The following is a 25,174-nucleotide window of genomic DNA, read 5'->3' on the forward strand; positions in this document are numbered from 1 at the left end:
GTTTCCCATCACACGGCTCCTGGTGTGGATACCCTATTTGTCAAAGGAGCAGAATCAAGAGACCTGCTTTCTACTTCGATGTTCAGAGCTATATGCACCACGTAGTCTTTAAACTCGCTCACGTCATAAGCACTCTTACTTATCGCAGTATCTATATCCCCACCGTGACCTGTGGGCATATCCCAACCATGACAATTGGGCTTTAGCTTCTGGTCACATCCTTCACCCTCTAAGGTTAGGGGTCGAGAGTGAAGTCACCTTCACCCTCTCCCATTCAGAACCGTGCTTGATAGTTTCCCATCACACGGCTCCTGGTGTGGATACCCTATTTGTCAAAGGAGCAGAATCAAGAGACCTGCTTTCTACTTCGATGTTCAGAGCTATATGCACCACGTAGTCTTTAAACTCGTCCTCGCCATTATACTCTTACTGACCGCAGTATCTATATCCCCACCGTGACCTGTGGGCATATCCCAACCATGACAATTGGGCTTTAGCTTCTGGTCACATCCTTCACCCTCTAAGCATGCGCTTACATTTTTCACTACTGCCTTGTGAATAGCATTACTCACTGGTTTATAGGCAGAGCATTAGAGGGGTTACAACGTTCCGATTATATGGGCATTCCATCGTTAGATTTGTCCTCTCCGCCGGGGTACTTTTAAAGGTCTGTGTAGGTAGTCGCACGAACCCCCTACTTTTCCCCTTGCCCTTTTGAGCGCAGCGTGTCAACCTATTTCGCTGCTAGTGTATTACGATGGTTCAAGTCGGACATTCGGTCTTCCTAATCATAGATGGTTGGCAGTGGTCGCGTCTTGGTAGTAGGTTCTACCTCACGCCTTCCGTTCCCCGCTTCAATCCTGGAGTTATGATTTCCAAAACTGGGGGTGGCTATCGCCGTTACTCTCTACTCCCTGATTTCTCAGTTCGTTTATGACCTTGAGTTCCCTGCCTTGCTTAGTTCCCTAAGCGTCGGGACATATAACCAGTTATGAGGATGGTCAGGAGAGGTCTCCTTATATCCAGATTCGGAGCTGGAATCCTCACCGGGTAGTTATTTCGGGCATTTCAGCCCTATTTCATACCCGAACGTCTCGCACCATGCGCTTACATTTTTCACTACTGCCTTGTGAATAGCATTACTCACTGGTTTATAGGCAGAGCATTAGAGGGGTTACAACGTTCCGATTATATGGGCATTCCATCGTTAGATTTGTCCTCTCCGCCGGGGTACTTTTAAAGGTCTGTGTAGGTAGTCGCACGAACCCCCTACTTTTCCCCTTGCCCTTTTGAGCGCAGCGTGTCAACCTATTTCGCTGCTAGTGTATTACGATGGTTCAAGTCGGACATTCGGTCTTCCTAATCATAGATGGTTGGCAGTGGTCGCGTCTTGGTAGTAGGTTCTACCTCACGCCTTCCGTTCCCCGCTTCAATCCTGGAGTTATGATTTCCAAAACTGGGGGTGGCTATCGCCGTTACTCTCTACTCCCTGATTTCTCAGTTCGTTTATGACCTTGAGTTCCCTGCCTTGCTTAGTTCCCTAAGCGTCGGGACATATAACCAGTTATGAGGATGGTCAGGAGAGGTCTCCTTATATCCAGATTCGGAGCTGGAATCCTCACCGGGTAGTTATTTCGGGCATTTCAGCCCTATTTCATACCCGAACGTCTCGCACCATGCGCTTACATTTTTCACTACTGCCTTGTGAATAGCATTACTCACTGGTTTATAGGCAGAGCATTAGAGGGGTTACAACGTTCCGATTATATGGGCATTCCATCGTTAGATTTGTCCTCTCCGCCGGGGTACTTTTAAAGGTCTGTGTAGGTAGTCGCACGAACCCCCTACTTTTCCCCTTGCCCTTTTGAGCGCAGCGTGTCAACCTATTTCGCTGCTAGTGTATTACGATGGTTCAAGTCGGACATTCGGTCTTCCTAATCATAGATGGTTGGCAGTGGTCGCGTCTTGGTAGTAGGTTCTACCTCACGCCTTCCGTTCCCCGCTTCAATCCTGGAGTTATGATTTCCAAAACTGGGGGTGGCTATCGCCGTTACTCTCTACTCCCTGATTTCTCAGTTCGTTTATGACCTTGAGTTCCCTGCCTTGCTTAGTTCCCTAAGCGTCGGGACATATAACCAGTTATGAGGATGGTCAGGAGAGGTCTCCTTATATCCAGATTCGGAGCTGGAATCCTCACCGGGTAGTTATTTCGGGCATTTCAGCCCTATTTCATACCCGAACGTCTCGCACCATGCGCTTACATTTTTCACTACTGCCTTGTGAATAGCATTACTCACTGGTTTATAGGCAGAGCATTAGAGGGGTTACAACGTTCCGATTATATGGGCATTCCATCGTTAGATTTGTCCTCTCCGCCGGGGTACTTTTAAAGGTCTGTGTAGGTAGTCGCACGAACCCCCTACTTTTCCCCTTGCCCTTTTGAGCGCAGCGTGTCAACCTATTTCGCTGCTAGTGTATTACGATGGTTCAAGTCGGACATTCGGTCTTCCTAATCATAGATGGTTGGCAGTGGTCGCGTCTTGGTAGTAGGTTCTACCTCACGCCTTCCGTTCCCCGCTTCAATCCTGGAGTTATGATTTCCAAAACTGGGGGTGGCTATCGCCGTTACTCTCTACTCCCTGATTTCTCAGTTCGTTTATGACCTTGAGTTCCCTGCCTTGCTTAGTTCCCTAAGCGTCGGGACATATAACCAGTTATGAGGATGGTCAGGAGAGGTCTCCTTATATCCAGATTCGGAGCTGGAATCCTCACCGGGTAGTTATTTCGGGCATTTCAGCCCTATTTCATACCCGAACGTCTCGCACCTTGCGCTTACACTTATCACTACTGACTACCTCGACCAGATTGTCAGAGCCTGAAAGGGGTTATAACGTTCCGTTTATATGGGCATTTCATCTTTAGATTTGTCCTGTCCACCGGGGTACTTTAAAGGTCTGTGTAGGTAGTTAGAATAGCCACCTACTTTTTCCCTTGCTCTTTTGAGCGCAGCGTATCAACCTGTTTCGCTACTCAATTCTTACGATGGTTCAAGCCGGACATTCAGTCTCCTTAATCATGGATGGTTGGCAGTGGTCGAGTGAGAGGTAGGTTCCCCTATTACGCCTTCCGTTCCCTGCTTCAACCCTAGGAGTGTGAATCCTCAAATTGGGGGTGGCTATCGCCGTTACTCTATCCCATAATCGCACCAAGTGGTTTAATACTCCTCCTAGGTATATTTGGACGGTATTTTGCGATTTCTTAAAATGGGATTGACCTTGAGTTTCCTGCCTTGCTCCTCTGCTCGAGCGTTGGAACATATAAACAGTTAAGGGGTAACTGGGTTGAATCAGTTGATTCCCCTCTAGGAGGTTATTTCGAGCATTGCAGCCCTATTTCACTCCTAAACGTCTCGCACGCTATATCAGCATCTAGTACATAGTATTCACCTTTGCGGATGCTTAGGTAAATTCGTGCTATTGCGTCGTGGGTTGACCGTCCGGGACGGAACCCGTAGCTTGTGCCTTCAAATCTCGATTCCCATTCAGGTTCGAGAGCCGACTTAACCAAGGCTTGCCTTGCTCTGTCTTGGATTGTGGGTATTCCCATTCCCGCTTTTTTCATCCCTTCCAGGTTTTGGTATCCACACCCGTCGCAGTGGTTTTGCTTTGAGATTTCCCTTGATGCTCTTGACAATTTCAAACCTTTGTCTTGGAGAGATTGCTCTCATTCCATCAACACCGGCTGTTTTCTTGCCTTGATTATCTTGGGTCACTCGCCGGACTGCTATGTTATGGTCGAAAGGGAAGTCACCTTCGCCAACTCCAATTCCAAACCGTGCTTGATACTTTCACATCACACGGCTCCTAATGTGAATACCCTATTGTCAGTAGGAACGGGACTACAACCCCCCGCTTTATGACTTCAACTTTCAGAGCTATATGACATACGTAGTCTTTAAACTCGCTTTCGCCGTAGGACTCCTACTTACCGCAGTCTCTATATCCACACCGTGACTAGTGGGCATATCCTAACCATTACAGTTAGGCATTAGCTTTCAGTCACATCCTTTCCCCTTAAAGGTATACGCTTACACTTTTGACTACTCAATAGACACAACACTACTGAGAGCCTAAAAGGGGTTTAAACGTTCCGTTTATACGGGCATTCCATCTTTAGACTTGTCCTATCCACCGGGTTACTTAAAAAGGTCTGTGTAGGTAGCGTGCTCAGACTCCTACTTTTCTCCTTACTCTTTTGAGTGCAGCGTATCAACCTATTTCGCTACTTACTATTGACGATGGTTCAAGTCGGAACATTCAGATTTCCTTAGTCATGGATGGTTGGCAGTGGTCGAGTGAGAGGTAGGTTCCCCTATTACGCCTTCCGTTCCCCGCTTCAACCCTAGGAGTGTGAATCCTCAAATTGGGGGTGGCTATCGCCGTTACTCTATCCCATAATCGCCCCAAGTGGGTTTAATACTCCTCCTAGGTATACTTGGACGGTATATTGCGATTTCTTAAAATGGGATTGACCTTGAGTTCCCTGCCTTGCTTAGATTTCTCCAAGCGTTGGGACATATAAACAGTTATGGGATGGTCAGGGTACGAGTCCCTTATATTTCACCAAGGGGTGAAAGTCCCACTAGGAAGTTATTTCAGGCATTGCAGCCCTATTTCACTCCTAAACGTCTCGCACAAACAAAATAGTATAACATAAAAAGCCGTCCTTCTAGGACGGGGCTTTAGACCCAGGATCTTTGGTAAATGGGGCGACATTGTTATGATAAAATGCGAGCAGGCTCTGTGTAATGCTGACTGGAACATCCCGATTGTGGGTCTGCCACTTATGTCATATAAAAGAAAAACATCAATTGCTACCTTGGCGTTGGTCTGTATCCTTGATCTCGCTCCTAAGTCTTTGGCGACTTCTAGGTTGGTCTCTGCTCAATTATACCCAAATCGTTCGAGAACGGCTTTGACCTCGACTGGGTTGGCGACCAATGAAGTGGTTTTATCTCAGGCTGAACCTTTATCGGAGAGTTCAGAGGGAAGGTCTGTAGAATCAGCACCTAGTAGGACTGACCCCGCAGGATTGGTGGCTGCTTCATCGTCGGGACAGTTTCTCCTGTGGTTATTAATACTATTATCTATTGCTGTCTTAATTGCTTTTCTGCTCTGGAGAAAGCGCGATCGCTATTTGAGGTCAGCACAGGCTAAAACTGAGGGTTTAGGACAATCCCTTCAACCTGAACCAACCCCGGATTTAGCATCGACAACCTTATCGCAGATGTCAAAGGATACATCTACAACGCTAGCATTACATGAATCGGCAAAAACTTCTATATCCTCTGATACTAAACCTGAAGAAACATCAACGCTTATTTCTCCAGAACTATCAGCCAAAACTTTCGATTTCCAAACAGTCTCAGAAACTGTCTCCCAATCCGAGGTGGTGGAAGATGTGGAAACTGAGGAGAGTTACCAGGTAGCAGATATTGGGGATTCGGATTCGGAAAGGGTCTCGGAATCAGAGGTGGTGGAAGATGCGGAAACTCAGGAGAGTCAGGAGAGTTACCAGGTAGCAGATATTGAGTTGGAGGAAGTTATCTCCCAATCCGAGGTGGTGGAAGATGTGGAAACTGAGGAGAGTTACCAGGTAGCAGATATTGGGGATTCCGACTCAGAAAGGGTCTCGGAATCAGAGGTGGTGGAAGATGCGGAAACTCAGGAGAGTGAGGAGAGTTACCAGGTACCAGATATTGGGGATTCGGATTCAGAAAGGGTCTCGGAATTAGAGGTGGTGGAAGATGCGGAAACTCAGGAGAGTGAGGAGAGTGAGGAGAGTTACCAGGTAGCAGATATTGAGTTGGAGGAAGTTATCTCCCAATCCGAGGTGGTGGAAGATGTGGAAACTGAGGAGAGTTACCAGGTAGCAGATATTGGGGATTCCGACTCAGAAAGGGTCTCGGAATCAGAGGTGGTGGAAGATGCGGAAACTCAGGAGAGTGAGGAGAGTTACCAGGTACCAGATATTGGGGATTCGGATTCAGAAAGGGTCTCGGAATTAGAGGTGGTGGAAGATGCGGAAACTCAGGAGAGTGAGGAGAGTGAGGAGAGTTACCAGGTAGCAGATATTGAGTTGGAGGAAGTTATCTCCCAATCCGAGGTGGTGGAAGATGTGGAAACTGAGGAGAGTTACCAGGTAGTAGATATTGGGGATTCGGATTCGGAAAGGGTCTCGGAATCAGAGGTGGTGGAAGATGCGGAAACTCAGGAGAGTGAGGAGAGTTACCAGGTAGCAGATATTGAGTTGGAGGAAGTTATCTCCCAATCCGAGGTGGTGGAAGATGTGGAAACTGAGGAGAGTTACCAGGTAGCAGATATTGGGGATTCGGATTCGGAAAGGGTCTCGGAATTAGAAGTTGTGGAAGATGCGGAAACTCAGGAGAGTGAGGAGAGTTACCAGGTAGCAGATATTGGGGATTCGGATTCGGAAAGGGTCTCGGAATTAGAAGTTGTGGAAGATGCGGAAACTCAGGAGAGTGAGGAGAGTTACCAGGTAGCAGATATTGGGGATTCGGATTCGGAAAGGGTCTCGGAATCAGAGGTGGTGGAAGATGCGGAAACTCAGGAGAGTGAGGAGAGTTACCAGGTAGCAGATATTGAGTTGGAGGAAGTTATCTCCCAATCCGAGGTGGTGGAAGATGTGGAAACTGAGGAGAGTTACCAGGTAGCAGATATTGGGGATTCGGATTCGGAAAGGGTCTCGGAATCAGAGGTGGTGGAAGATGCGGAAACTCAGGAGAGTGAGGAGAGTTACCAGGTAGCAGATATTGAGTTGGAGGAAGTTATCTCCCAATCCGAGGTGGTGGAAGATGTGGAAACTGAGGAGAGTTACCAGGTAGTAGATATTGGGGATTCGGATTCGAAAAGGGTCTCGGAATCAGAGGTGGTGGAAGATGCGGAAACTCAGGAGAGTGAGGAGAGTTACCAGGTAGCAGATATTGAGTTGGAGGAAGTTATCTCCCAATCCGAGGTGGTGGAAGATGTGGAAACTGAGGAGAGTTACCAGGTAGCAGATATTGGGGATTCGGATTCGGAAAGGGTCTCGGAATTAGAAGTTGTGGAAGATGCGGAAACTCAGGAGAGTGAGGAGAGTTACCAGGTAGCAGATATTGGGGATTCGGATTCGGAAAGGGTCTCGGAATTAGAAGTTGTGGAAGATGCGGAAACTCAGGAGAGTGAGGAGAGTTACCAGGTAGCAGATATTGGGGATTCGGATTCGGAAAGGGTCTCGGAATTAGAAGTTGTGGAAGATGCGGAAACTCAGGAGAGTGAGGAGAGTTACCAGGTAGCAGATATTGGGGATTCGGATTCAGAAAGGGTCTCGGAATTAGAGGTGGTGGAAGATGCGGAAACTCAGGAGAGTGAGGAGAGTTACCAGGTAGCAGATATTGAGTTGGAGGAAGTTATCTCCCAATCCGAGGTGGTGGAAGATGTGGAAACTGAGGAGAGTTACCAGGTAGCAGATATTGGGGATTCGGATTCGGAAAGGGTCTCGGAATTAGAGGTGGTGGAAGATGCGGAAACTCAGGAGAGTGAGGAGAGTTACCAGGTAGCAGATATTGAGTTGGAGGAAGTTATCTCCCAATCCGAGGTGGTGGAAGATGTGGAAACTGAGGAGAGTTACCAGGTAGCAGATATTGGGGATTCGGATTCGGAAAGGGTCTCGGAATCAGAGGTGGTGGAAGATGCGGAAACTCAGGAGAGTGAGGAGAGTTACCAGGTAGCAGATATTGAGTTGGAGGAAGTTATCTCCCAATCCGAGGTGGTGGAAGATGTGGAAACTGAGGAGAGTTACCAGGTAGCAGATATTGGGGATTCGGATTCGGAAAGGGTCTCGGAATTAGAAGTTGTGGAAGATGCGGAAACTCAGGAGAGTGAGGAGAGTTACCAGGTAGCAGATATTGGGGATTCGGATTCGGAAAGGGTCTCGGAATTAGAAGTTGTGGAAGATGCGGAAACTCAGGAGGTTTCTGAGGTAGCGGAAATTGAGTTAGGAGATTCCTCCGATGAGGTGTCGGAAAGGGATGGAGAGGCGGATGAGAATTTGAAGCAAGCAACGCTAACAGGTGGTCAAGCATGGGTAGTGGGAGGAGGAGACGATCGCAGTCAGTTAGATGTGGAATCGAAAAAATTCAATGTAGGTCAACAGGATGATGGCGAAATTATAGGTTTGGATGTAGATGAAGGACTCCCGGATTTACCGGGTGGCTATAATCAGAAATGTATCGTGTTGTTGCCACGAGATCCCAGTTGGGCTTATGCTTATTGGGATATTGGTAATGAGTATCGAGAACCCTTGCGACAAAAAGGAGGTAAACAACTGGCGCTGCGGGTTTACGATGTCACCTGGATCGATATGGATAAGCAGCGTCCCCACAGTATGAAACAATATGAGTGCGATGAGTTAACGCAGGAATGGTATATTCCGGTACCGATGAGCGATCGCGACTATATTGTAGAAATTGGCTATGTGACGGAAAGTGGTCATTGGCTGTTGTTGGCGCGTTCAGAATCAGTACATATTCCCCCAGTTTACCCCTGTGACCATTATGGCGATCGCTTTTATACAATTTCCTGGGAAGAAAATCTGCGGGGGAAAAATATATGAGCATTTCCATGTCAATTCTAGCAGAATTGGTGCAGTGTCAACCACAGATTAGACCTCAAATATACTTTAAATCTTCCCTAATTGCTCTCTCTCATGCTATGGAAGATCAGGTGTTGGCGGGGTCAGATTCTCCGTTGGTGATTGCTACATTTCAGCGAGAAAGGTTTTATCGTCAGGAAGCACATAGATATCGGCGAATTGCTGCTTTAACGTCTCAAGTTTATGTGATGGCTGCACCAGAAACTGAGTTTAAAAATGCTTCTGATGCTTATGAAACTGTGGCTTTTCCACCGGAAGATATATTGAGTAAGGAATGGAATTTAGTGGTGTTAGGGGAGAATTATGCAAGCTGTCTGGTTTGTATTGAACGTGAGGATTTAGCGGAAAATTCCGAGATGTCAGAACAGTTGACGATGGACCAAGCGCGTCCCTTTGAGGGTGTATGGACTTCTCATCGTCAGATTTGTTCCCAAGTCGCGATCCTTTTACTAGGAAGAGTTAAGTATTATCGACCGGAAATACAAGGCAAAATTGAAGAGGCTGTTAATAGCTTTAATTTACCGAAAAAGCTGGATAAAAAAGGGAAATCCACAACTCGCAAATCTCGGCACAATCCGAAGGAGGAAGTTGAGCTAGACTCGCCACTAAATGATCCGTTTGCTCATCGTTTGGTAACTTATTTACAAGCAGGTCAACATAAGTTACTGCGGGTTTATCGTTCTTTGGCGGTTCAGGAGTGGAAGGAGCGATTGGTTAATTCCATCACAGCGGCTATTCGTCAATCTCTTGACCCGGAAGAAGTTCTGGAAATTGCTACTCGTGAATTTGGGGAAGCAATGCAGGCTCATCGATGTTTAATTTATCGGTGTAAGTCTACTGATAAAAGTGTTGTTATTGAACATGAATATCTGCGATCGTGCCCTGAACAACCGGAGGGAACAAAGGTTAAATCTTTACGGGGGGAGACTTGGTGGCTGGAAAATAACCCTTTATTTATACAGGTTCTACAACAACAACGTTATGTGTATTTGGGGGAACCGGGGGAGGTGGATTATGGGATAGATGAGGGTGAGAATATTTTGGCTAAACTGGCTGAAAAATGGGAAATTGGCGGCTGGTTGATGGTGCCGATTTTGTCGCAAGGTCGGCTTTTGGGGATGGTAGAATTGCATCAGTGTAATTCGGTTTGTCGCAGTTGGGAAGATGATGAGCTGTCTTTGATGGATGCGATCGCTACTCAGTTGGCTGCGGCTTTAATTCAGGCGGAAACTCATGCAAATCTTGAGGAATTGAATCGGCAATTGGAAGCGTTAGAAAGGACTCGCAGCAATTTGATTGCCATTACAGGTCATGAATTAAGGACTCCTTTATCTACAATTCAGGTCTGTTTGGAGTCTTTGAGTCAGGAACCAGATATGCCTTTGGAAATGCGAGAGGTGATGTTAGAAACGGCTCAAGCTGACGCGGAACGTCTGCGGAAATTGGTGCAGGATTTTCTAACTTTATCCCATTTAGAAAGTGGTAGAGTGGACTGGAACCCGGAATCTTTGCGATTGGAAGAATGTATTGATTTGGCTATTAGTGGTGTGAGTGCTAGATATGCGGAAAATAAGCCTAAAATTGAGGTAGAAATTAATGATAATTTACCGTTAGTTAAAGCTGATGGTGAGTGGTTGGTTGAATTGCTGACTAAACTGTTAGATAATGCTTGCAAGTTTACCAGTTCTGAGGGTAAGGTGACTATTAAGGCTAAATCTAATGGCGATCGAATGTTAGAGGTGACTGTGGCTGATACGGGACGAGGAATTGAGCCTAACCGCTTGGAGGAAGTTTTTGATAGGTTTTATCAGGAGGAGGGTTCCCTACGCCGCACAGTGGGGGGAACGGGTTTAGGATTGGCGATAGGTAGGCAAATTGTCACGGGTTGGGGAGGCCGTATCTGGGCTGATTCTTTGGGGAAAAACCAAGGCAGCCAGTTCCATTTTACCATACCTTTGGTGGAAAGTGAGTTAATAATTAATAATTAGTAATTAGTAATTGATAATTAATTGGGAAGGGAGCGGGATGCTCCCAGTACAATTAGGATTAAAGAAATTAGGATGGCGGAATGCGATCGCAATTTTCTAGGGTCAAACCGGAACAGGTCCGCTTAATTAATCCAGTCAATACTTGACCAGGACCGACTTCTATCACTTTTTGAATACCCTGTTCTGAAAGTTGTAAACAAATTTCGCGCCAACGCACCGAACCCGTCATTTGTTTAACCAGACGTTCCTTGAGAATTTCCCCATCAGTAGCGGGGGTAGGGTCTACATTAGACAAAACCGGAACGGTAGCCTGTTGAAAATGAACTAAGTCTAAAACTTGTTGAAATTGGGTAGCAGCATCAGCCATTAAAGGGGAATGAAAAGCGCCCGATACATTCAATTTAACGGCTCGTTTGACCTTGATTTTACTGAGGAGATTATCAACGGCTTCTGGGGTTCCTGAAATCACGACTTGAGCGGAACTATTATCATTAGCCAAAACCACATTGTCGGTTTGTTCTAGTTGTTGATTGAGTTGTTCAGCATTAAAGCCAATGAGAGCAGCCATTTGTCCCCCCGCCGCCTTATCCATGAGTTCGGCGCGATGTTTAACCAAACGCAAACCCGCCTCAAAATCAAAGACTCCAGCAGCATAAAGAGCGACATATTCTCCTAAACTATGACCCGCGACTAAATCGGGAGTTTGACCTTGTTTTTTGAGAGCATCAACGAGGAGAGTTTCGACTACATATAAACAGGGCTGAGTGTAGAGAGTGCGAGACAATTTATCAGCCTCCCCCTGACACAAATCAGGTAGAGACCAACCGAGGATATCAGCAGCTTGATGTAACTTAGGTTGTGCGTCTGGTGAATCAAATAAATCGGCACCCATACCGACAGCCTGTGAACCTTGTCCAGGAAAAACCCATGCGGTTTTAGTCATTATTGTTTGCTTGTTAACCTTAGCTAAATAGGACAGTAAAAAATGGGGTTTAACTTTTAATTAGTTTCCCCATTTAAAGATTGCCGAACCCCAGGTTAAACCTGCACCAAATCCGGCTGTAGCAATTATATCACCGGATTGTATTTTTCCCGATCGCACTACTTCATCAAGAGCCAAAGGAATAGAAGCGGCGGAAGTATTACCATAATTAGCGAGGTTACTAATCACCTTATGGGGGGGGATTTTTAGCCTTTGAGCGACAGCATCAAGAATCCGTTGGTTAGCTTGGTGAAGGATAAGCCAATCGACATCATCAGCAGTTAAGCCGGAGTTAAATAGAGCTTTTTCGACCACTTCCGGGACTTTTTTAACAGCAAAGCGATAGATATCTTGACCATTCATAGTAATGGGTAGATACTTACCTTGATTGATAGTAATTTCGGGAGTTAAAGCCTTAGCTTCTGGTTGAAAAGCCAGGTTAAGGGAACTATTGAGACTACCATCACTTTTGAGTTCAAAACCCAATAAATTATCGCGATCGCTGGCTTGTAAAACCACCGCACCCGCGCCATCTCCAAATAAAATACAAGTGCGGCGGTCCGACCAATCAACCCATCTGGAGAGAATATCCGCCCCCACTAAAAGCACATTTTTATAAACTCCGTTACGGATAAACTGACTAGCAGTGACCAAGCCAAAAACAAAGCCAGAACAAGCCGCCGTCAAGTCAAAAGCCACCGCTTTGGTCGCGCCAATTTGTGCTTGTATTTGACTAGCACTACCAAATAAATCATCAGCGGTGGAAGTAGCGAGAATAATTAAATCAATATCAGTAGGTTGTAAACCAGCCATAGCGATCGCATTTGCGCAAGCCGATGCCGCCATGTGACTAAGTGTTACCTCTGTAGTCGCCAAGCGCCGTTGACGAATACCTGTGCGGGAACTAATCCACTCATCGGAGGTTTCCACCAGTTGAGAAAGTTGGTTATTATCGAGTAAAACCGACGGAGTAGCCGCGCCACTACCTGTAATAGCTATACCTGTGGTTGTCATTTATCCTTAATTATTTTCTATGAAAGGGGTCAAAATGTGAGTGGTTAGGGTGCAGGGGGGGGGTAAAATCGATAATTGACATTAACAATGATCAATTATTAATTTTCCCCAGAGCATATAGCTGATCACCAAATCCGACGATCGCCAGATTATGAGTCTTGTTCAATCGCCTGTTTTTGGTGTTTTTGATACTGTAAATTAATGCGTTCTAGCACTTCATTATTAACCGCATCTCGCGCCATGCGAATAGCATTACAAATAGTCGGGGCTTTAGAAGACCCATGACCAATAATGCAAATTCCGGCTACACCCAAAAGTAAAGCTCCCCCATGTTCAACGTGATCAACCCTTTGTTTAAAGCGTTTTAAACTAGGCTTCAGCAGAGTAGCCCCCAGTTGCGATCGCAGTCCCGAAGATAACTCCTCCCGCAGCAATTGGAGAACCGCCTCTCCGACTCCCTCGGCAAATTTCAATAGTACATTACCCACAAAGCCATCACAAACTATCACATTAAACTTACCAGTGAGTACATCTCGTCCTTCAGCATTTCCAGCAAAAGAAATCAGAGAATTTTCTTGTAGCATCTGATAAGTCCGCACCGCCAGATCATCACCCTTAGAAGATTCTTCACCAATATTGAGTAATCCCACAGTCGGGTTATCAACACCCAAAACATACTGGCTATAGATGCTTCCCATAACAGCAAACTGTTCTAGGAACTTAGGACGACAATCAACATTAGCCCCCACATCCAGAATCAGAACCGGGGAAGAACGCACCATAGTAGGTAACACAGCACCAATGGCGGGGCGATCAATACCCCGAATGCGTCCTACCCGCAATAGTGCCGAAGCCATCGCCGCCCCAGAGTGACCAGCAGATACAACCGCATCAGCTTTTTTTTGTTTAACCAAATTCATGGCAACATTAATAGAAGCATTAGGCTTGCGTTTAATCGCCCCTAATGGTTCTTCGTGCATTTCGATTGTCCCTTCGGCGGGGACAATTTCTGGCAATGGTGAGTTGCTGTGGTGTTCTTTGAGGGATGCCTCAATCTGCTGAGGATCTCCCACCAGTATGACATCAACCCCAAATTTTTCCTGTGCCATCAGCGCGCCCGCCACTACTTCTGTGGGGGCATGATCTCCACCCATCGCGTCAATTGCAATTCGTGCGCTAGTTAAGCCCATTGACCCAAGTTAGAGAAACCTTGAAGATTTTACCAAAAAACGGGGTTATAACCCTTATCCATAAAGCAAGGGGTTTCGCGCTAAGTGTCTCAGTACGCGATATCCTCTTGCATAAAATCCGGTAATTTCCGGCAGGAGGCGGAAATTACTCCTCACAGAGTCTGCAAGATGCAGGTCCAGGATTAGACCTACGTTAAGGGGGTGATGACACCCACAGGTGAGCGCCAGCCTGTTGCTCTGTCGTCTATCTTTAAGGAACGACATGAGTGGATTTGTCAGCTCGAGTGAGCTAGACGTAAAAAGCCCCTTTAACATGACCGAAGCCAACATTACCCCATCTGGGAGATAGCTTAAATGCCAAATTACCAAAATTACGTTTTTGTGGTTGACACACTGGGGCAACCGTTAAGTCCCACTCATCGGGCCAGGGCCAGAAAGCTTTTGAAGCAGGGTTTGGCTGCAGTGTTTAGGACTTATCCATTTACAATTATCCTCAAGAAAACTGATTCTAATGGTCCGGGAAAATCCTAGAATTGCGGTGTTGATAATTATCTGATTTTTGTTTGACTTTGAGGAAACAGCGGCCGATGTTAGATGTGTTTACTTCTGGGATTATGTCTGTATGGTTGGAGATGGCTGGGATGAATCGCGACCAATTGAATAGGACTTCCCAGCAAATGTGGGAAAGCAGCCTATCGGATATTATCTCTATTGAACGCCCAGATCCAGCAGTAGAGGCGATCGTCCAACAGTATTTGGCGCGTTTATCCAGTCGTGGCATATCCAGCGCCTCTCAGGGGGTATGGATTGAGGCGGGACCTTTTACGGTGGCTAATCATCGGGGGGATATTCCTTTATCGGCCGCTTCGATCACTAAAATAGCTACATCTTTGGCGGCGTTGCAAACCTGGAGTGTTAACCATCAGTTTGAAACCATCATTGGCGCAACTGGTCCCATTGAAAATGGGGTATTGCAAGGGGATTTGGTGATTGTGGGGGGAGGAAATCCCTTTTTTGTCTGGGAAGAGGCTTTTAGTTTGGGATATGCTCTCAATCAGTTGGGTATTCGTCAGGTGCGGGGAAATTTGACGATCGCTGGTAATTTTTCGATGAATTATGAATCGGAACCGCAACTGGTGGGTAATTTACTCCGTCAATCCCTCGATTCCCGGCTGTGGGAGTCAGAAGCAGCTACTCAATATGTCCGTTCAGGGTCGGGGTTGCCAAAACCACAGGTACAAATTTTGGGCTCGGTGCAATATGTCACCTCCCCGCCTAATCTCCAACCCCTAATCCGCCATCGGTCTCTGAGTTTGGCTGAGATTATTAAACAAATGAATATCTACAGTAATAATCCCATCTCGGAAATGTTGGCTGAAACTTTGGGCGGTGCTGAGATGGTGCGACGATTGGCGGCTGAGGCTGCTGGGGTTTCCGTTGATGAAATTCGCCTGATTAATGGTTCTGGTTTGGGTCATGAAAATCAAATTTCTCCTAGGGCTTCGGTGGCTATGTTTATCGCTTTGGATAGACATTTGCGAGATACAGATTTAACTGTGGCGGATTTATTACCTGTTTCGGGACGAGATTTGGGAACTTTGGAATATCGCCGCATTCCTCCAAATTCGGCTGTCAAAACTGGCACTTTGTTTGATGTTAGTGCTTTGGCGGGGGCTATCCCAACTCGCGATCGCGGTGTGGTCTGGTTTGCTATCATTAACCGCGCTACGGGTTTGGATGCTTTGCGTGATGACCAGGATTGGTTATTACAACAGTTGGTAAATTACTGGGGTGCGTCGGATGTTTTGCCAATTACTTTGACAACTAATATTGATGGGACTCGTCCGGCTTTGGGGGATCTAGCTAGAATTGATCGGGTTAATTAGCTCGATTTTTCAGATGCTGCTAACAATGCTAATCAATTATGGGATATTATCAAGAACGCGATCGCTCTATTACTAACTACCAAATGTTTGAGTTGGGAAACACTGGATTATCTTTTCGTGGCCCCCAACCTCACACACTCGCTCAGGGTGATTATTTTACCTGTTTAGGCGCGGCACAGACTTTTGGCTGTTTTTGCGATCGCCCCTATCCTAATTTGTTGGCAAATTGGCTGAAATTACCAGTTTTAAACTTGGGATATGGGGGGGCGGGTCCTTCTTTCTTTCTCCACAATTCTGCCTTAATCGATTACATAAATCGCGGTAAGTTTGCCATTGTTCAGGTCATGTCTGGACGCAGTGAGAGTAACTCCCTATTTGATACCGGAGGCTTGGAATATATCCGCCGACGTTCTGATGGTGAACAGTTGGGTTCAGAACCGGCTTATCAGGAGTTATTGACTACCTGCGATCGCGATTTTTTCAATCAGATTATCGCCGAAACTCGACAAAATTGGGTCAGCAGTTATCAGCTTTTATTGAGCAAAATTAAAGTCCCGAAAATTCTGCTTTGGTTTTCCGAGAGGGAACCTGATTATCAACTTACATACAATAATATTTATTGTCTATTTGGCAAGTTTCCCCACTTGATAAATGCTCAGGCGATCGCTCAAATCATCCCCTTCGCTAATGATTATATTCAATGTGTTTCTACCCGAGGAATGCCACAACTATTAATTAACCGACTCACCGGATACCCTACCACCCTGAATTTAGCCTATCAGCGCCCGGATTTGGGCGATAAAACCTCTTTTTACAATGATTATTATTTTTCTCCCGAAATGCAACGAGACGCGGCTACATTGCTAAAATCAGCCTGTCAGCAATACCTATATTGACATACTCCCCCCTAGGATTCGGATTGAGGGAAAGGGTAATGTTTGCTGTAATTGATAATTAATTCCCCCGGCTTCCCTAGAAAGGAAAAAGCATGGGGGGAAAGAGGTAACGAATGGCTGAAACTACCGACACATAATTAACGTATTAGCAGAGATATATCCAGCCACCGGAGTGGTAATTTTAACCCAATTGCGACGCTCACCATCAGGGTCAGGAATTAAGCGATAGTCAGATGCTAATTGTACCCGTTCTCCCGAATCGACACCACCGCGACGAGCAGATGAGCGGGAAGGAGCAGCCCTGACCGCGACACCTTCTGGAGCCGCCTCGCGATCGACTTGACGACAAAGACTCCCTGATGGTCGTGTGGGTGGAGTTTCAGCCAAATCGGTAGAACAGTCCACCAAATTACCGGAACTATTGGGAAAGCCGTTAGAAATAAAACCCCGGACGGGATTAGTGATTTCCACCCAGGAGCGACCACCAGGACCAGTTATTCCCTGTGCATTAGTGGCTAAAGTCACTTGTTGAGCATAGGAAACCTGACCGACGACGGGAGAATTGGGAGTAGGTCGCGCCCGAACTACTAAACCCCGAGGTTCAGAAATTTTACGACAGCGATCGCTGGTGGTTTGGGCGATATTAGAGTTAGAGTTAGGCAATATTTGAGCGCGCGCCCCCAATTGTGCAACTGAGAGCATCAACAAAACTATAGCTAACCCAGAAACTGACCGATTAAAGGATTTCCCAACTGCCAAAAACATAAAATCCACACCCACCCTAAGAACCTTTAGAATTGTCGCAGAAAGCGCAGATCACTAGCATAAACCCGCCGAATATCATCCAATTGGTGTAAGACCATAGCAAAGCGTTCTACCCCAAACCCCGCAGCAAATCCAGTATATTTTTGAGGATCATAACCCACAGCTTCGAGAACATTCGGATCGACCATACCACAGCCTAACACCTCCAACCATTTACCCTGCCATTCCAAATCCACCTCAGCGGAGGGTTCTGTAAACGGGAAATAACTAGCGCGGAACCGAATTGGTAGATCACCAAACATTTGACCCAGAAACTCTTTAATAGTGCCTTTGAGGTCTGTAAAACGGAGATTTTCCCCGATCGCTAATAACTCCAGTTGATGAAATACCGCCGCATGGGTAGCATCCACAGTATCGCGACGATAAACCCGACCCGGTGCGACAATGCGAATGGGGGGCTGATGTTGTTCCATGTAGCGAATTTGCACCGAAGAGGTATGAGTCCGTAACAGATTCCCATCAGGTAGGTAGAAGGTATCCTGCATATCCCGCGCCGGGTGGTCTGGGGGGGTGTTTAATGCCTCAAAATTATAGTAGTCGCTCTCCATTTCTGGCCCGGTAGCCACGGTGTAGCCCATACCTACGAAGATATCTAAAGCCCGGTCAATTACGGCATTGAGGGGGTGAATTTTGCCCTGGGGACGATACACAGGGGGCATGGTAACATCTATGGTTTCAGTTTTTAGTTGAGCTTCAATGAGGGCGAGTTCTAGGGCTGTGCGACGCTGGTCGAGTTGAGTTTGCAGGGCTTGTTTAACTTCGTTGGCGCGCGCCCCAATACGAGGGCGCGCTTCCGGTTCAAGTTTACCCATTCCCCCCAGAACTTTGGAGAGTTGGCCTTTTTTGCCTAGATAGTTAATCCGCAACTGTTCCAGTCCTGAGAGGGTTTCACAGATGGCGATCGCTCTGTCAGCCTCTTGGCGTAGGGATTCGATTTGGTTTTCTAACGATTGAAGTTCGGTAGTCATTTGAGTGAGAGCATGATTTAATCACAAATTCGGTTAATATTTTAGGGCAATACGGTATAATAAGCGAGAAGGGTTGAGGATAAACCTATTGCCAGATATGTCAAACCCAAGGAAGCCGCCCAAATCCTTCGAGTCCATGAAAGAACACTCCGCAGATGGGACGAAAATGGCTCAATCGAGACTATCAGAACCCCCGCTGGGCAACGACGATACAACGTTGAGTCATATACTGCTGCCAAATCAGGCAGTGACAAACGCAAAGTCGTTATCTATGCCAGAGTTAGTAGCCGCGCCCAGCAGTCCGACCTCAACCGACAGGTGGCCGCACTGTCCAACCTCTACCCCGAAGCAGAAGTCGTCTCAGAAATCGGAGGCGGGCTCAACTTCAAGGGAAAGAAAATGCTGGCCTTACTGGGACAAGTCTTGTCAGGAGATGTCCGCATGGTTGTCGTTGCCCACCCAGACCGATTGGCAATATGGGGATTTGACTTGTTTCGATGGCTCTGTGAGCAAAACAGGTGCTCACTCATGGTTCTCAACCAGACAAGTCTCAGTCCAGAACCAGAAATGGTTGAGGACATCCTCGCCATCCTCCACTGCTTCAGTTCCCGATTATACCGACGGAGTAAATACAAAACTCAGGTCAAAGAAGATCCGGATTTACCCCAGCCTAGAGCTAAATCAAGTCTGGCGTAAATGGCTGGCTGCTTGTCGGTATTGCTACAACCAAGCAATTGCATTATCTAGGAGTGGTAAACGACTAAGCAAACTGAAATTACGCAACGAAGTGATGCAGAGCGACTTGCCTGCATGGGTCAAAGAAACACCCTGCCATATTCGGCAGAATGCTATCTTTGATGCCTATCTCGCCTTTTCAGCCAGTCCTGGCGCCAGGTTTAGGAGCTGTCGGGATAGTTCTCAAGCCATCAAGTTTAACGATGCTAATTTCTCTTCAGGGAGTTGGTATCCAAGACTAACGAAAGGATTAACTTTCATGGTTTCCGAACCCATCCCTAAAACTTGCGGGCAAGGGACTCAGTTGGTGTTTACCAAAGGTCGATGGTTGGCGATTTTCCCTGAACCAGTTGCCGTTACCCCAACTGACGCTACTGGCGTGATTGCATTAGACCCGGGTGTGCGAACTTTCATAACTGGGTTTGATGGTTCACGATTTCTGGAATTGGGCTCCGGGGATATTGGACGCATTACTAGGCTATGTCAACATTTGGATGATTTGATGAGCCGAATCGCCAAGGAACCCTGTCGTTCAAGAAGGCGACGGATGAGGCAAGCGGCTCAACGAATGAGAACCAAAATCCGCAATCTAGTTGATGAAGCCCACAAACAAATTGCTCACTACTTGACTCACAACTACAGCCTAATTTTTTTGCCCACCTTCGAGACTTCCGATATGGTTGCCAAGGTGAAGCGTCTAATCAGGTCTAAGACTGCCCGCGCCATGCTGACATGGGCGCATTATCGATTCAAACTAACCCTGAGACATCAAGCCGAGATAACTGGAACCACAGTTGTAGATGTGACGGAAGAATACACCAGCAAAACCTGTACTCACTGTGGTCATGTGCATTCCCAGCTAGGTGGCTCAAAAGTGTTCCGATGTCCTGAGTGCGGGTTCACTCTACCCAGGGACTGGAACGGTGCTTTTGGAATCTTTCTAAAAGCTTTGCGGGATACCGCCTCTGTTACCTTAACGGGTAATAGTGCTATCGTCGCATTGTCAGGCAATAGCCGGATAAATGTCGCGTAAATGTATCAGGGCGGGGATTCTCGGCCGTTAAACTCAAAAAAGTTCAAATTGTAATGCGCGGAAATGGTGGTCGATGAAACTGTTAATCAGCAATGATGATGGGGTTTTTGCCCTGGGTATTCGTTCCCTAGCTAATAGTTTAGGGGAAGCGGGACATGATGTTACTGTTGTCTGTCCCGATCGCGAACGTTCAGCCACTGGTCACGGATTGACCCTACATCAGCCCATTCGTGCGGAAGAGTGTTCATCAGTCTTTCACCCGACTGTAACCGCCTGGTCTTGTTCAGGAACCCCGGCTGATTGCGTAAAATTGGGGTTGTTTGCTTTACTTGACAGTATGCCAGATATGGTTTTGTCAGGTATCAACCACGGCCCCAACCTAGGAACGGATATCCTGTATTCGGGAACGGTATCCGCTGCTATGGAAGGGTTGATTGAGGGTATCCCCAGTATTGCATTTAGTCTAGCCAGTTATTCGTCGGTTGAATTTGACCTGGCCGCAGGTTTTGCGACCACCCTGGTTAACGCTTTAGAAAATCAGGGATTATCGGAAGCATTTTTGCTTAATGTTAATATTCCTGCTGTTGGCGAACAGGAAATCGCTGGAGTGGCGATCGCTCGCCAAGGTATTCGCCGCTATGTGGATATTTTTGAGAAACGGGTTGATCCGCGCGGTAAAACCTACTACTGGCTTGCCGGAGAACTTCTCGAAGACGTGGAAGAAGTTATCGACCATCAAAATTTTGATCATGCACCCACAGATGTAAGTGCCGTCCGCAGTAACTATATTACCATTACCCCCCTTCAGTACAACCTTACCCAATTTAAAGCCTTAGAACCCCTTGCGGATTTGGTGGCCGCCGTGAGACACTGGAGACAGTAGACTAGAATAGTAGATAGAGAATCATAGCAAGTCCGATCATGGGGGTTGATTAAAGCCAAAGGCTTGGTAGATCCTAGTCAGCACCCCCGGCTGAAGCACGGGGGCTTCGTGCCCCCCTTTCAGGTAGCTGACCAGCTATAGCCTTAACTGGCTCCGTTCAGAGCAAGAGTTAAAGTTCCTACCCTGGAATGCGTGCTAGTTCCAGGCTCTAGAACCGAATCGTTAAACATCTCTAAGGGGTTAAGGACGTGCGATTTGGATAGTACCGACTCTGAACATTGGCGAAGCAAACATTACCCCGCAAGGGAGTCGGAGCCAACCATAGCTCCATGGAGGGGCAACCATACCCCTCCACCCCGCAAGGGGGTGCTGGCGGCGGTCAGCCGCTTGAGTCGGTTTTCCTCTCCGTGATCAATCACGGAGCTTCCAACCCTCCCAGGAGTTTTACGTGATAAGTTCGTTCACTCACACACAGTCATCTATGAATGCTGATACTTTTAACTCTCACTCAGTTAATTGTCCCATTTGCCACCACACTAGCGTTTTGCCTTCAGTAGGGGTGTTTGGCGGACTGTTTACCTGTCCTAACTGCCATACTCATCTGGTAATTAGCAACAGTGGTCATTATGTGCGAGATCCTTTTTCTTGGCAACATTGGGCGATCAGTAGAATGCTAAGGCGGCAGAGTCATCCGTTGGCTAGAATTGGTCGTGATGTTTGTTCAACTAAACCGTTTTCTTTAGTGGCGATCGTTAGTAGTCTGCTACTGTTAAGTTTGGCAGTGGTGGTAAGCGATCGCCTAAATTATCGCCATCAGATACTTGACCCCAATATTACCGAATTTGAGCAAGATGCAGGCGATTACCCTTTTCCCTAAATGGCTTTAATCCTTTGATGGGTTTGGGGATTTCAGAAGGCATAATTAGAGTCCACCCTTCTATAGTTCCCAAAACTCTGCTATCTGGGAGTTGGAGGTTATGGAGGGTTTGCTGATCAACCAGAAAATAGGCTGAGGGTGAGTTGTGCCAGTAATGCTGTAGGGCTTGGCTATCTACGGGACGTATTTGCCGTCCGCTATAAAAATCTAGGGAAGGTCGCGAGTAGGGGTAGGATGTGTAAATCTTTGCCTCCGGGGCTGTATGTTGTTGGATGAGACTAGCAACGGGTTTGACGGGGTAGGACTCGCCCAACTCCCAAACCCAGTGATGTGAGGAAACAAATAGCAGCAGGGATAAATACATCCCCCAGCACAGAATGACTAAAAATTGGCGATCGCATTCGACTAACAATAGGGTACTAACAGCCATGGTTAATGCTACGGAAGCACAGGTTAACTGAAGGTTAATGTCTAAAGTAGTGGTATCAGTTAGGGTTAACATTCCGCCAAAATATAGCCCTCCTAGCCAAGCTACAAAGGCTAAGATACTAAATAGGGGCCAGAGGCGATCGGGACGGGGACAGAGATAATCTGGGGTTAGCAACTGGTCTGGGGGGACGCTGGGGGAAGGCTTTGTTTTTTGCCATCTACCAATTTCATGATCTCCTTCTTCCCAAACTAGGGCTAGATAACTTCCTACCGCTAGGGCGAAGGCTGGATAAATGGGCATAATATACCAAGGGAGTTTGGTATTCATCGCAGATACCGCGATTAAATAAACTCCTGTCCACACTAATGTTAACCGCGCCCAACTTAAATTGCGATCGCGCCAAGCTAATCTTAATCCTCCTAACCAGAATAATAGCCAGGGGGCGCTCAATTTAATGATTTCCAGTAAATAATACCAGGGGGGTCCTTTGTGGTTTTCCACCGACTCCCAAATTCTAACTAGGGACTGATCTACTAGGTTGGCGATTATGAAGTCAAAGCCATAATATTGCCATTGGGAAGCATACCAAAACGCTACGGGTACTAAGCCTAGCCCTAAGCCCCACCACAGGAATTTTGAGGTCAACAGTCGCGGGGTATCCCACAACAAAAATCCGAAGGCGATCGCTCCTAATAATACCCCTAATAGCACTCCTTTGGTGAGACACAATAACCCAAATGCTAACCCAGACCCCAAGGCGTAGCGCAAATCTCGCCGCGCGCGCAATACGCAGACCATCATTAGGACTAGGAAAAATAATACCGCCCCATCTAACATGGCTAAACGACCGTGACGGACTACTGGAATTAGGGTTAAATAAACTAGGGCCGAAAAAATGGCCTGGGTGCGACGGTGGAAAATTTCCCGCCCTAGAGTGTATAATAGGGGTACGGATGTGGCTGTTAATAAGGCTCCTGGTAGACGGGCTGTCCATTCGTTTACGCCCCCTATTTGATAAAATAGGGCGATGAACCAATGGATTAAGGGGGGTTTGTTTAAGTAAGGGTCTCCGTTTAGGGTCGGGTGTAACCAGTTAGCATTCCCTGTGATTAACTCCCGCGCTACTTGGGCGACAATTCCTTCGTCCCAGTCTCTGATGGCCACTCCCCCTAAATCTATGGTAAATAATAGTAAGGCGGTGAGCCATAATCCCCATCCCCATAGGCGATCGGCTTTTTGGTAGGTAGTGAATATTGGGCTTTTTGGTGTTCGGTGTGCGGAAATTCGATGAAACATAGTCCCCCATGCGATCGCTCAGTTTGACGGTATTTGTAGAGTTCTTTCTAGTTGGAAATCTTCCTTAACTAGCTGAGTTGGTGCTGATTTTAACACAATAACTCAGATTTTGGCACTCTGTCGCGATTCTATCTTACTTGGGGAGGCGGCGGGGGGCGATCGCTATATTAATATAGGATTCAGGAATTATTGGGAAACTTTGATGACTGGGAAGAGTCTCGATATGGGTAGTCCGAAAAAAAACCATGGCTTTCAGATGAGAACATTAACTATTGATGATCTCAAAGCCTTTAATGAATTATTGCGCTATGTGTTTCAAGTTACTAATCATGATTTGCATAAGATTGGTTGGAATGAAGAGGAAATTGAGCGCGAAAAACGACCTATACTTGAGGCTGCTCATGTTTTGGGATGGTTTGATCATGATAAGTTAATATCCCAAATTGCTATATATCCTATGAAGGTTAATATTCATGGGGTGATTTATAATATGGGTGGTTTGACTGGCGTGGGAACTTATCCTGAGTATGCACAACATGGTCTGGCTAAGTCTCTGATTATGCAAGGATTACTTGAGATGAAAGCTAGGGGTCAAACTATTTCTTATTTGTACCCCTATTCTATCCCCTATTATCGAAAAAAGGGTTGGGAAATTATTAATGACCAGATTAAATATACTATTCCTGACCATAAATTGCCGCGCATTACTGACGTTTCTGGTTATGTGCGGCGTGACCACGCCGAGGGAGATATTATCAAAGCTGTTTATCAAAAATTTGCTGAACAACAGCATGGCGCATTGATTCGTGGGTCCCTAGAATGGCAGGAATATTGGCGCTGGGATCAAGATGATTTGCGTGCTGCTGTATATTATGATCAGAATGATCAACCGGCGGGTTATGTGCTTTATTACATTGCTAATGATATCTTTCAAATTAAGGATATGATTTATCTGGATGAAGATGGTCGCCGGGGTCTATGGAACTATATTAGCGCACATCAATCTATGGTGGAAAAGGTCATAGGTTGGCGGTATACTAATGACCCCTTGGCTTTTCTACTGGATGATTCCGAGATTACTGAGGAAATTTCACCTTACTATATGGCGCGCATTATTGATGTCGAAAATTTGCTCAAGTTCTATCCTTTTCAGCCTCCGGTTAATGCGACTTCTCTCTCTTTCATTGTGCGCGATGATTTGTTGAATGATAATAATGGTGTGTTTACGGTGGAATGGCTGGATGATGGGACCACTAACATTACCCGTAAAAAAAGCTGTCATGAGGCGAGAATGAGTATTCAAACTCTGGTTTCTTTGTTGATGAATTATCGCCGTCCTAGCTATTTCTATAAGGTGGAAAGGTTGCGCGCTGACCCTCAAGTGGTGGATTTGCTGGAAATGATTATCCCTCGTAATGAACCGTTTTTCTCTGACTATTTTTAAGGGGAACTTTATCGG

16 protein-coding genes and 1 pseudogene are annotated in these 25,174 nt (G+C 46.5%); 10 read left to right on the plus strand and 7 right to left on the minus strand.

Annotated elements, in window-relative coordinates; genetic code table 11:
* Nucleotides 1-3,414: 3,414 nt before the first annotated feature.
* Nucleotides 3,415-3,787: pseudogene (locus XZ46_RS38550) on the minus strand (reverse transcriptase N-terminal domain-containing protein); the annotation flags it as partial.
* 1,058 nt (nt 3,788-4,845) lie between these two features.
* Here XZ46_RS38550 and XZ46_RS36035 point away from each other — a divergent pair.
* Nucleotides 4,846-8,673: a DUF4912 domain-containing protein gene (locus tag XZ46_RS36035; RefSeq protein WP_052733666.1), complete on the plus strand. Its 3,828-nt coding sequence runs from the start codon at nt 4,846-4,848 to the stop codon at nt 8,671-8,673.
* Complete coding sequence (locus XZ46_RS11180) at nt 8,670-10,700, plus strand: DICT sensory domain-containing protein (RefSeq protein WP_006625927.1); 2,031 nt, start codon at nt 8,670-8,672, stop codon at nt 10,698-10,700. Before XZ46_RS36035 ends, XZ46_RS11180 begins: the two co-directional genes overlap by 4 nt.
* 67 nt (nt 10,701-10,767) lie before the next feature.
* Here the strand turns inward: XZ46_RS11180 and fabD are convergent, their stop codons facing one another.
* The 3 genes from fabD to plsX form a co-directional block, all read right to left on the minus strand.
* Nucleotides 10,768-11,643, minus strand: a complete 876-nt coding sequence (gene fabD / locus XZ46_RS11185; protein WP_006625926.1) for an ACP S-malonyltransferase — start codon at nt 11,641-11,643, stop codon at nt 10,768-10,770.
* A 60-nt stretch (nt 11,644-11,703) separates the two neighbouring features.
* Nucleotides 11,704-12,696 carry a beta-ketoacyl-ACP synthase III gene (locus tag XZ46_RS11190; RefSeq protein WP_008050529.1) on the minus strand — a complete coding sequence of 331 codons (993 nt, stop codon included), beginning with the start codon at nt 12,694-12,696 and terminating at the stop codon, nt 11,704-11,706.
* 149 nt (nt 12,697-12,845) lie between these two features.
* On the minus strand, nt 12,846-13,886 hold the full coding sequence (plsX, locus tag XZ46_RS11195) for a phosphate acyltransferase PlsX (protein ID WP_008050530.1): 1,041 nt from the start codon (nt 13,884-13,886) through the stop codon (nt 12,846-12,848).
* Nucleotides 13,887-14,240: 354 nt separating this feature from the next.
* Between plsX and XZ46_RS29245 the strand changes: the two genes are divergently transcribed.
* From XZ46_RS29245 to XZ46_RS11205, 3 genes are read left to right on the plus strand one after another with little or no spacing between them, the layout of a single operon-like run.
* Nucleotides 14,241-14,417, plus strand: a complete 177-nt coding sequence (locus tag XZ46_RS29245; protein ID WP_006617505.1) for an RRXRR domain-containing protein — start codon at nt 14,241-14,243, stop codon at nt 14,415-14,417.
* 56 nt (nt 14,418-14,473) lie between these two features.
* Nucleotides 14,474-15,772, plus strand: coding sequence for a D-alanyl-D-alanine carboxypeptidase (locus XZ46_RS11200; RefSeq protein ID WP_008050531.1), 1,299 nt, complete (start codon nt 14,474-14,476; stop codon nt 15,770-15,772).
* 38 nt (nt 15,773-15,810) lie between these two features.
* Nucleotides 15,811-16,668, plus strand: a complete 858-nt coding sequence (locus XZ46_RS11205; RefSeq protein WP_008050532.1) for a DUF6473 family protein — start codon at nt 15,811-15,813, stop codon at nt 16,666-16,668.
* Nucleotides 16,669-16,791: 123 nt separating this feature from the next.
* Here XZ46_RS11205 and XZ46_RS11210 read toward each other — a convergent pair whose 3' ends face one another.
* A complete protein-coding gene (locus XZ46_RS11210; protein WP_006669784.1) occupies nt 16,792-17,433 on the minus strand; it encodes an SH3 domain-containing protein in 642 nt (213 codons plus the stop codon).
* Nucleotides 17,434-17,459: 26 nt separating this feature from the next.
* Entirely contained in the window at nt 17,460-18,461 is a 1,002-nt protein-coding gene (gene pheS, locus XZ46_RS11215; RefSeq protein WP_006625918.1) for a phenylalanine--tRNA ligase subunit alpha, read from the minus strand.
* Nucleotides 18,462-18,548: 87 nt separating this feature from the next.
* Between pheS and XZ46_RS11220 the strand changes: the two genes are divergently transcribed.
* From XZ46_RS11220 to XZ46_RS11235, 4 genes are all read left to right on the plus strand, one after another.
* The gene (locus tag XZ46_RS11220; RefSeq protein WP_048895055.1) at nt 18,549-19,157 is read left to right on the plus strand and encodes an IS607 family transposase; all 609 of its coding nucleotides are present in this window, start codon (nt 18,549-18,551) and stop codon (nt 19,155-19,157) included.
* Nucleotides 19,120-20,229 (plus strand): RNA-guided endonuclease InsQ/TnpB family protein, encoded by a 1,110-nt coding sequence (locus XZ46_RS11225; RefSeq protein ID WP_230428099.1) that lies wholly within the window; start codon nt 19,120-19,122, stop codon nt 20,227-20,229. The genes XZ46_RS11220 and XZ46_RS11225 overlap by 38 nt, the downstream gene beginning before the upstream one ends.
* Before the next feature lie 73 nt (nt 20,230-20,302).
* On the plus strand, nt 20,303-21,112 hold the full coding sequence (gene surE / locus XZ46_RS11230; protein WP_006625915.1) for a 5'/3'-nucleotidase SurE: 810 nt from the start codon (nt 20,303-20,305) through the stop codon (nt 21,110-21,112).
* 481 nt (nt 21,113-21,593) lie between these two features.
* Complete coding sequence (locus XZ46_RS11235; protein WP_006669782.1) at nt 21,594-21,989, plus strand: hypothetical protein; 396 nt, start codon at nt 21,594-21,596, stop codon at nt 21,987-21,989.
* Here the strand turns inward: XZ46_RS11235 and XZ46_RS11240 are convergent.
* Nucleotides 21,946-23,715, minus strand: coding sequence for an ArnT family glycosyltransferase (locus tag XZ46_RS11240; RefSeq protein ID WP_006625913.1), 1,770 nt, complete (start codon nt 23,713-23,715; stop codon nt 21,946-21,948). The two genes, XZ46_RS11235 and XZ46_RS11240, sit on opposite strands and share 44 nt — an antisense overlap.
* Nucleotides 23,716-23,824: 109 nt before the next feature.
* Between XZ46_RS11240 and XZ46_RS11245 the strand changes: the two genes are divergently transcribed.
* Nucleotides 23,825-25,159 carry a GNAT family N-acetyltransferase gene (locus tag XZ46_RS11245; protein WP_006625912.1) on the plus strand — a complete coding sequence of 445 codons (1,335 nt, stop codon included), beginning with the start codon at nt 23,825-23,827 and terminating at the stop codon, nt 25,157-25,159.
* Nucleotides 25,160-25,174 lie beyond the last annotated feature (15 nt).

The organism is Limnospira indica PCC 8005 (genome assembly GCF_000973065.1).
Taxonomy (GTDB): Bacteria; Cyanobacteriota; Cyanobacteriia; order Cyanobacteriales; family Microcoleaceae; genus Limnospira; species Limnospira fusiformis.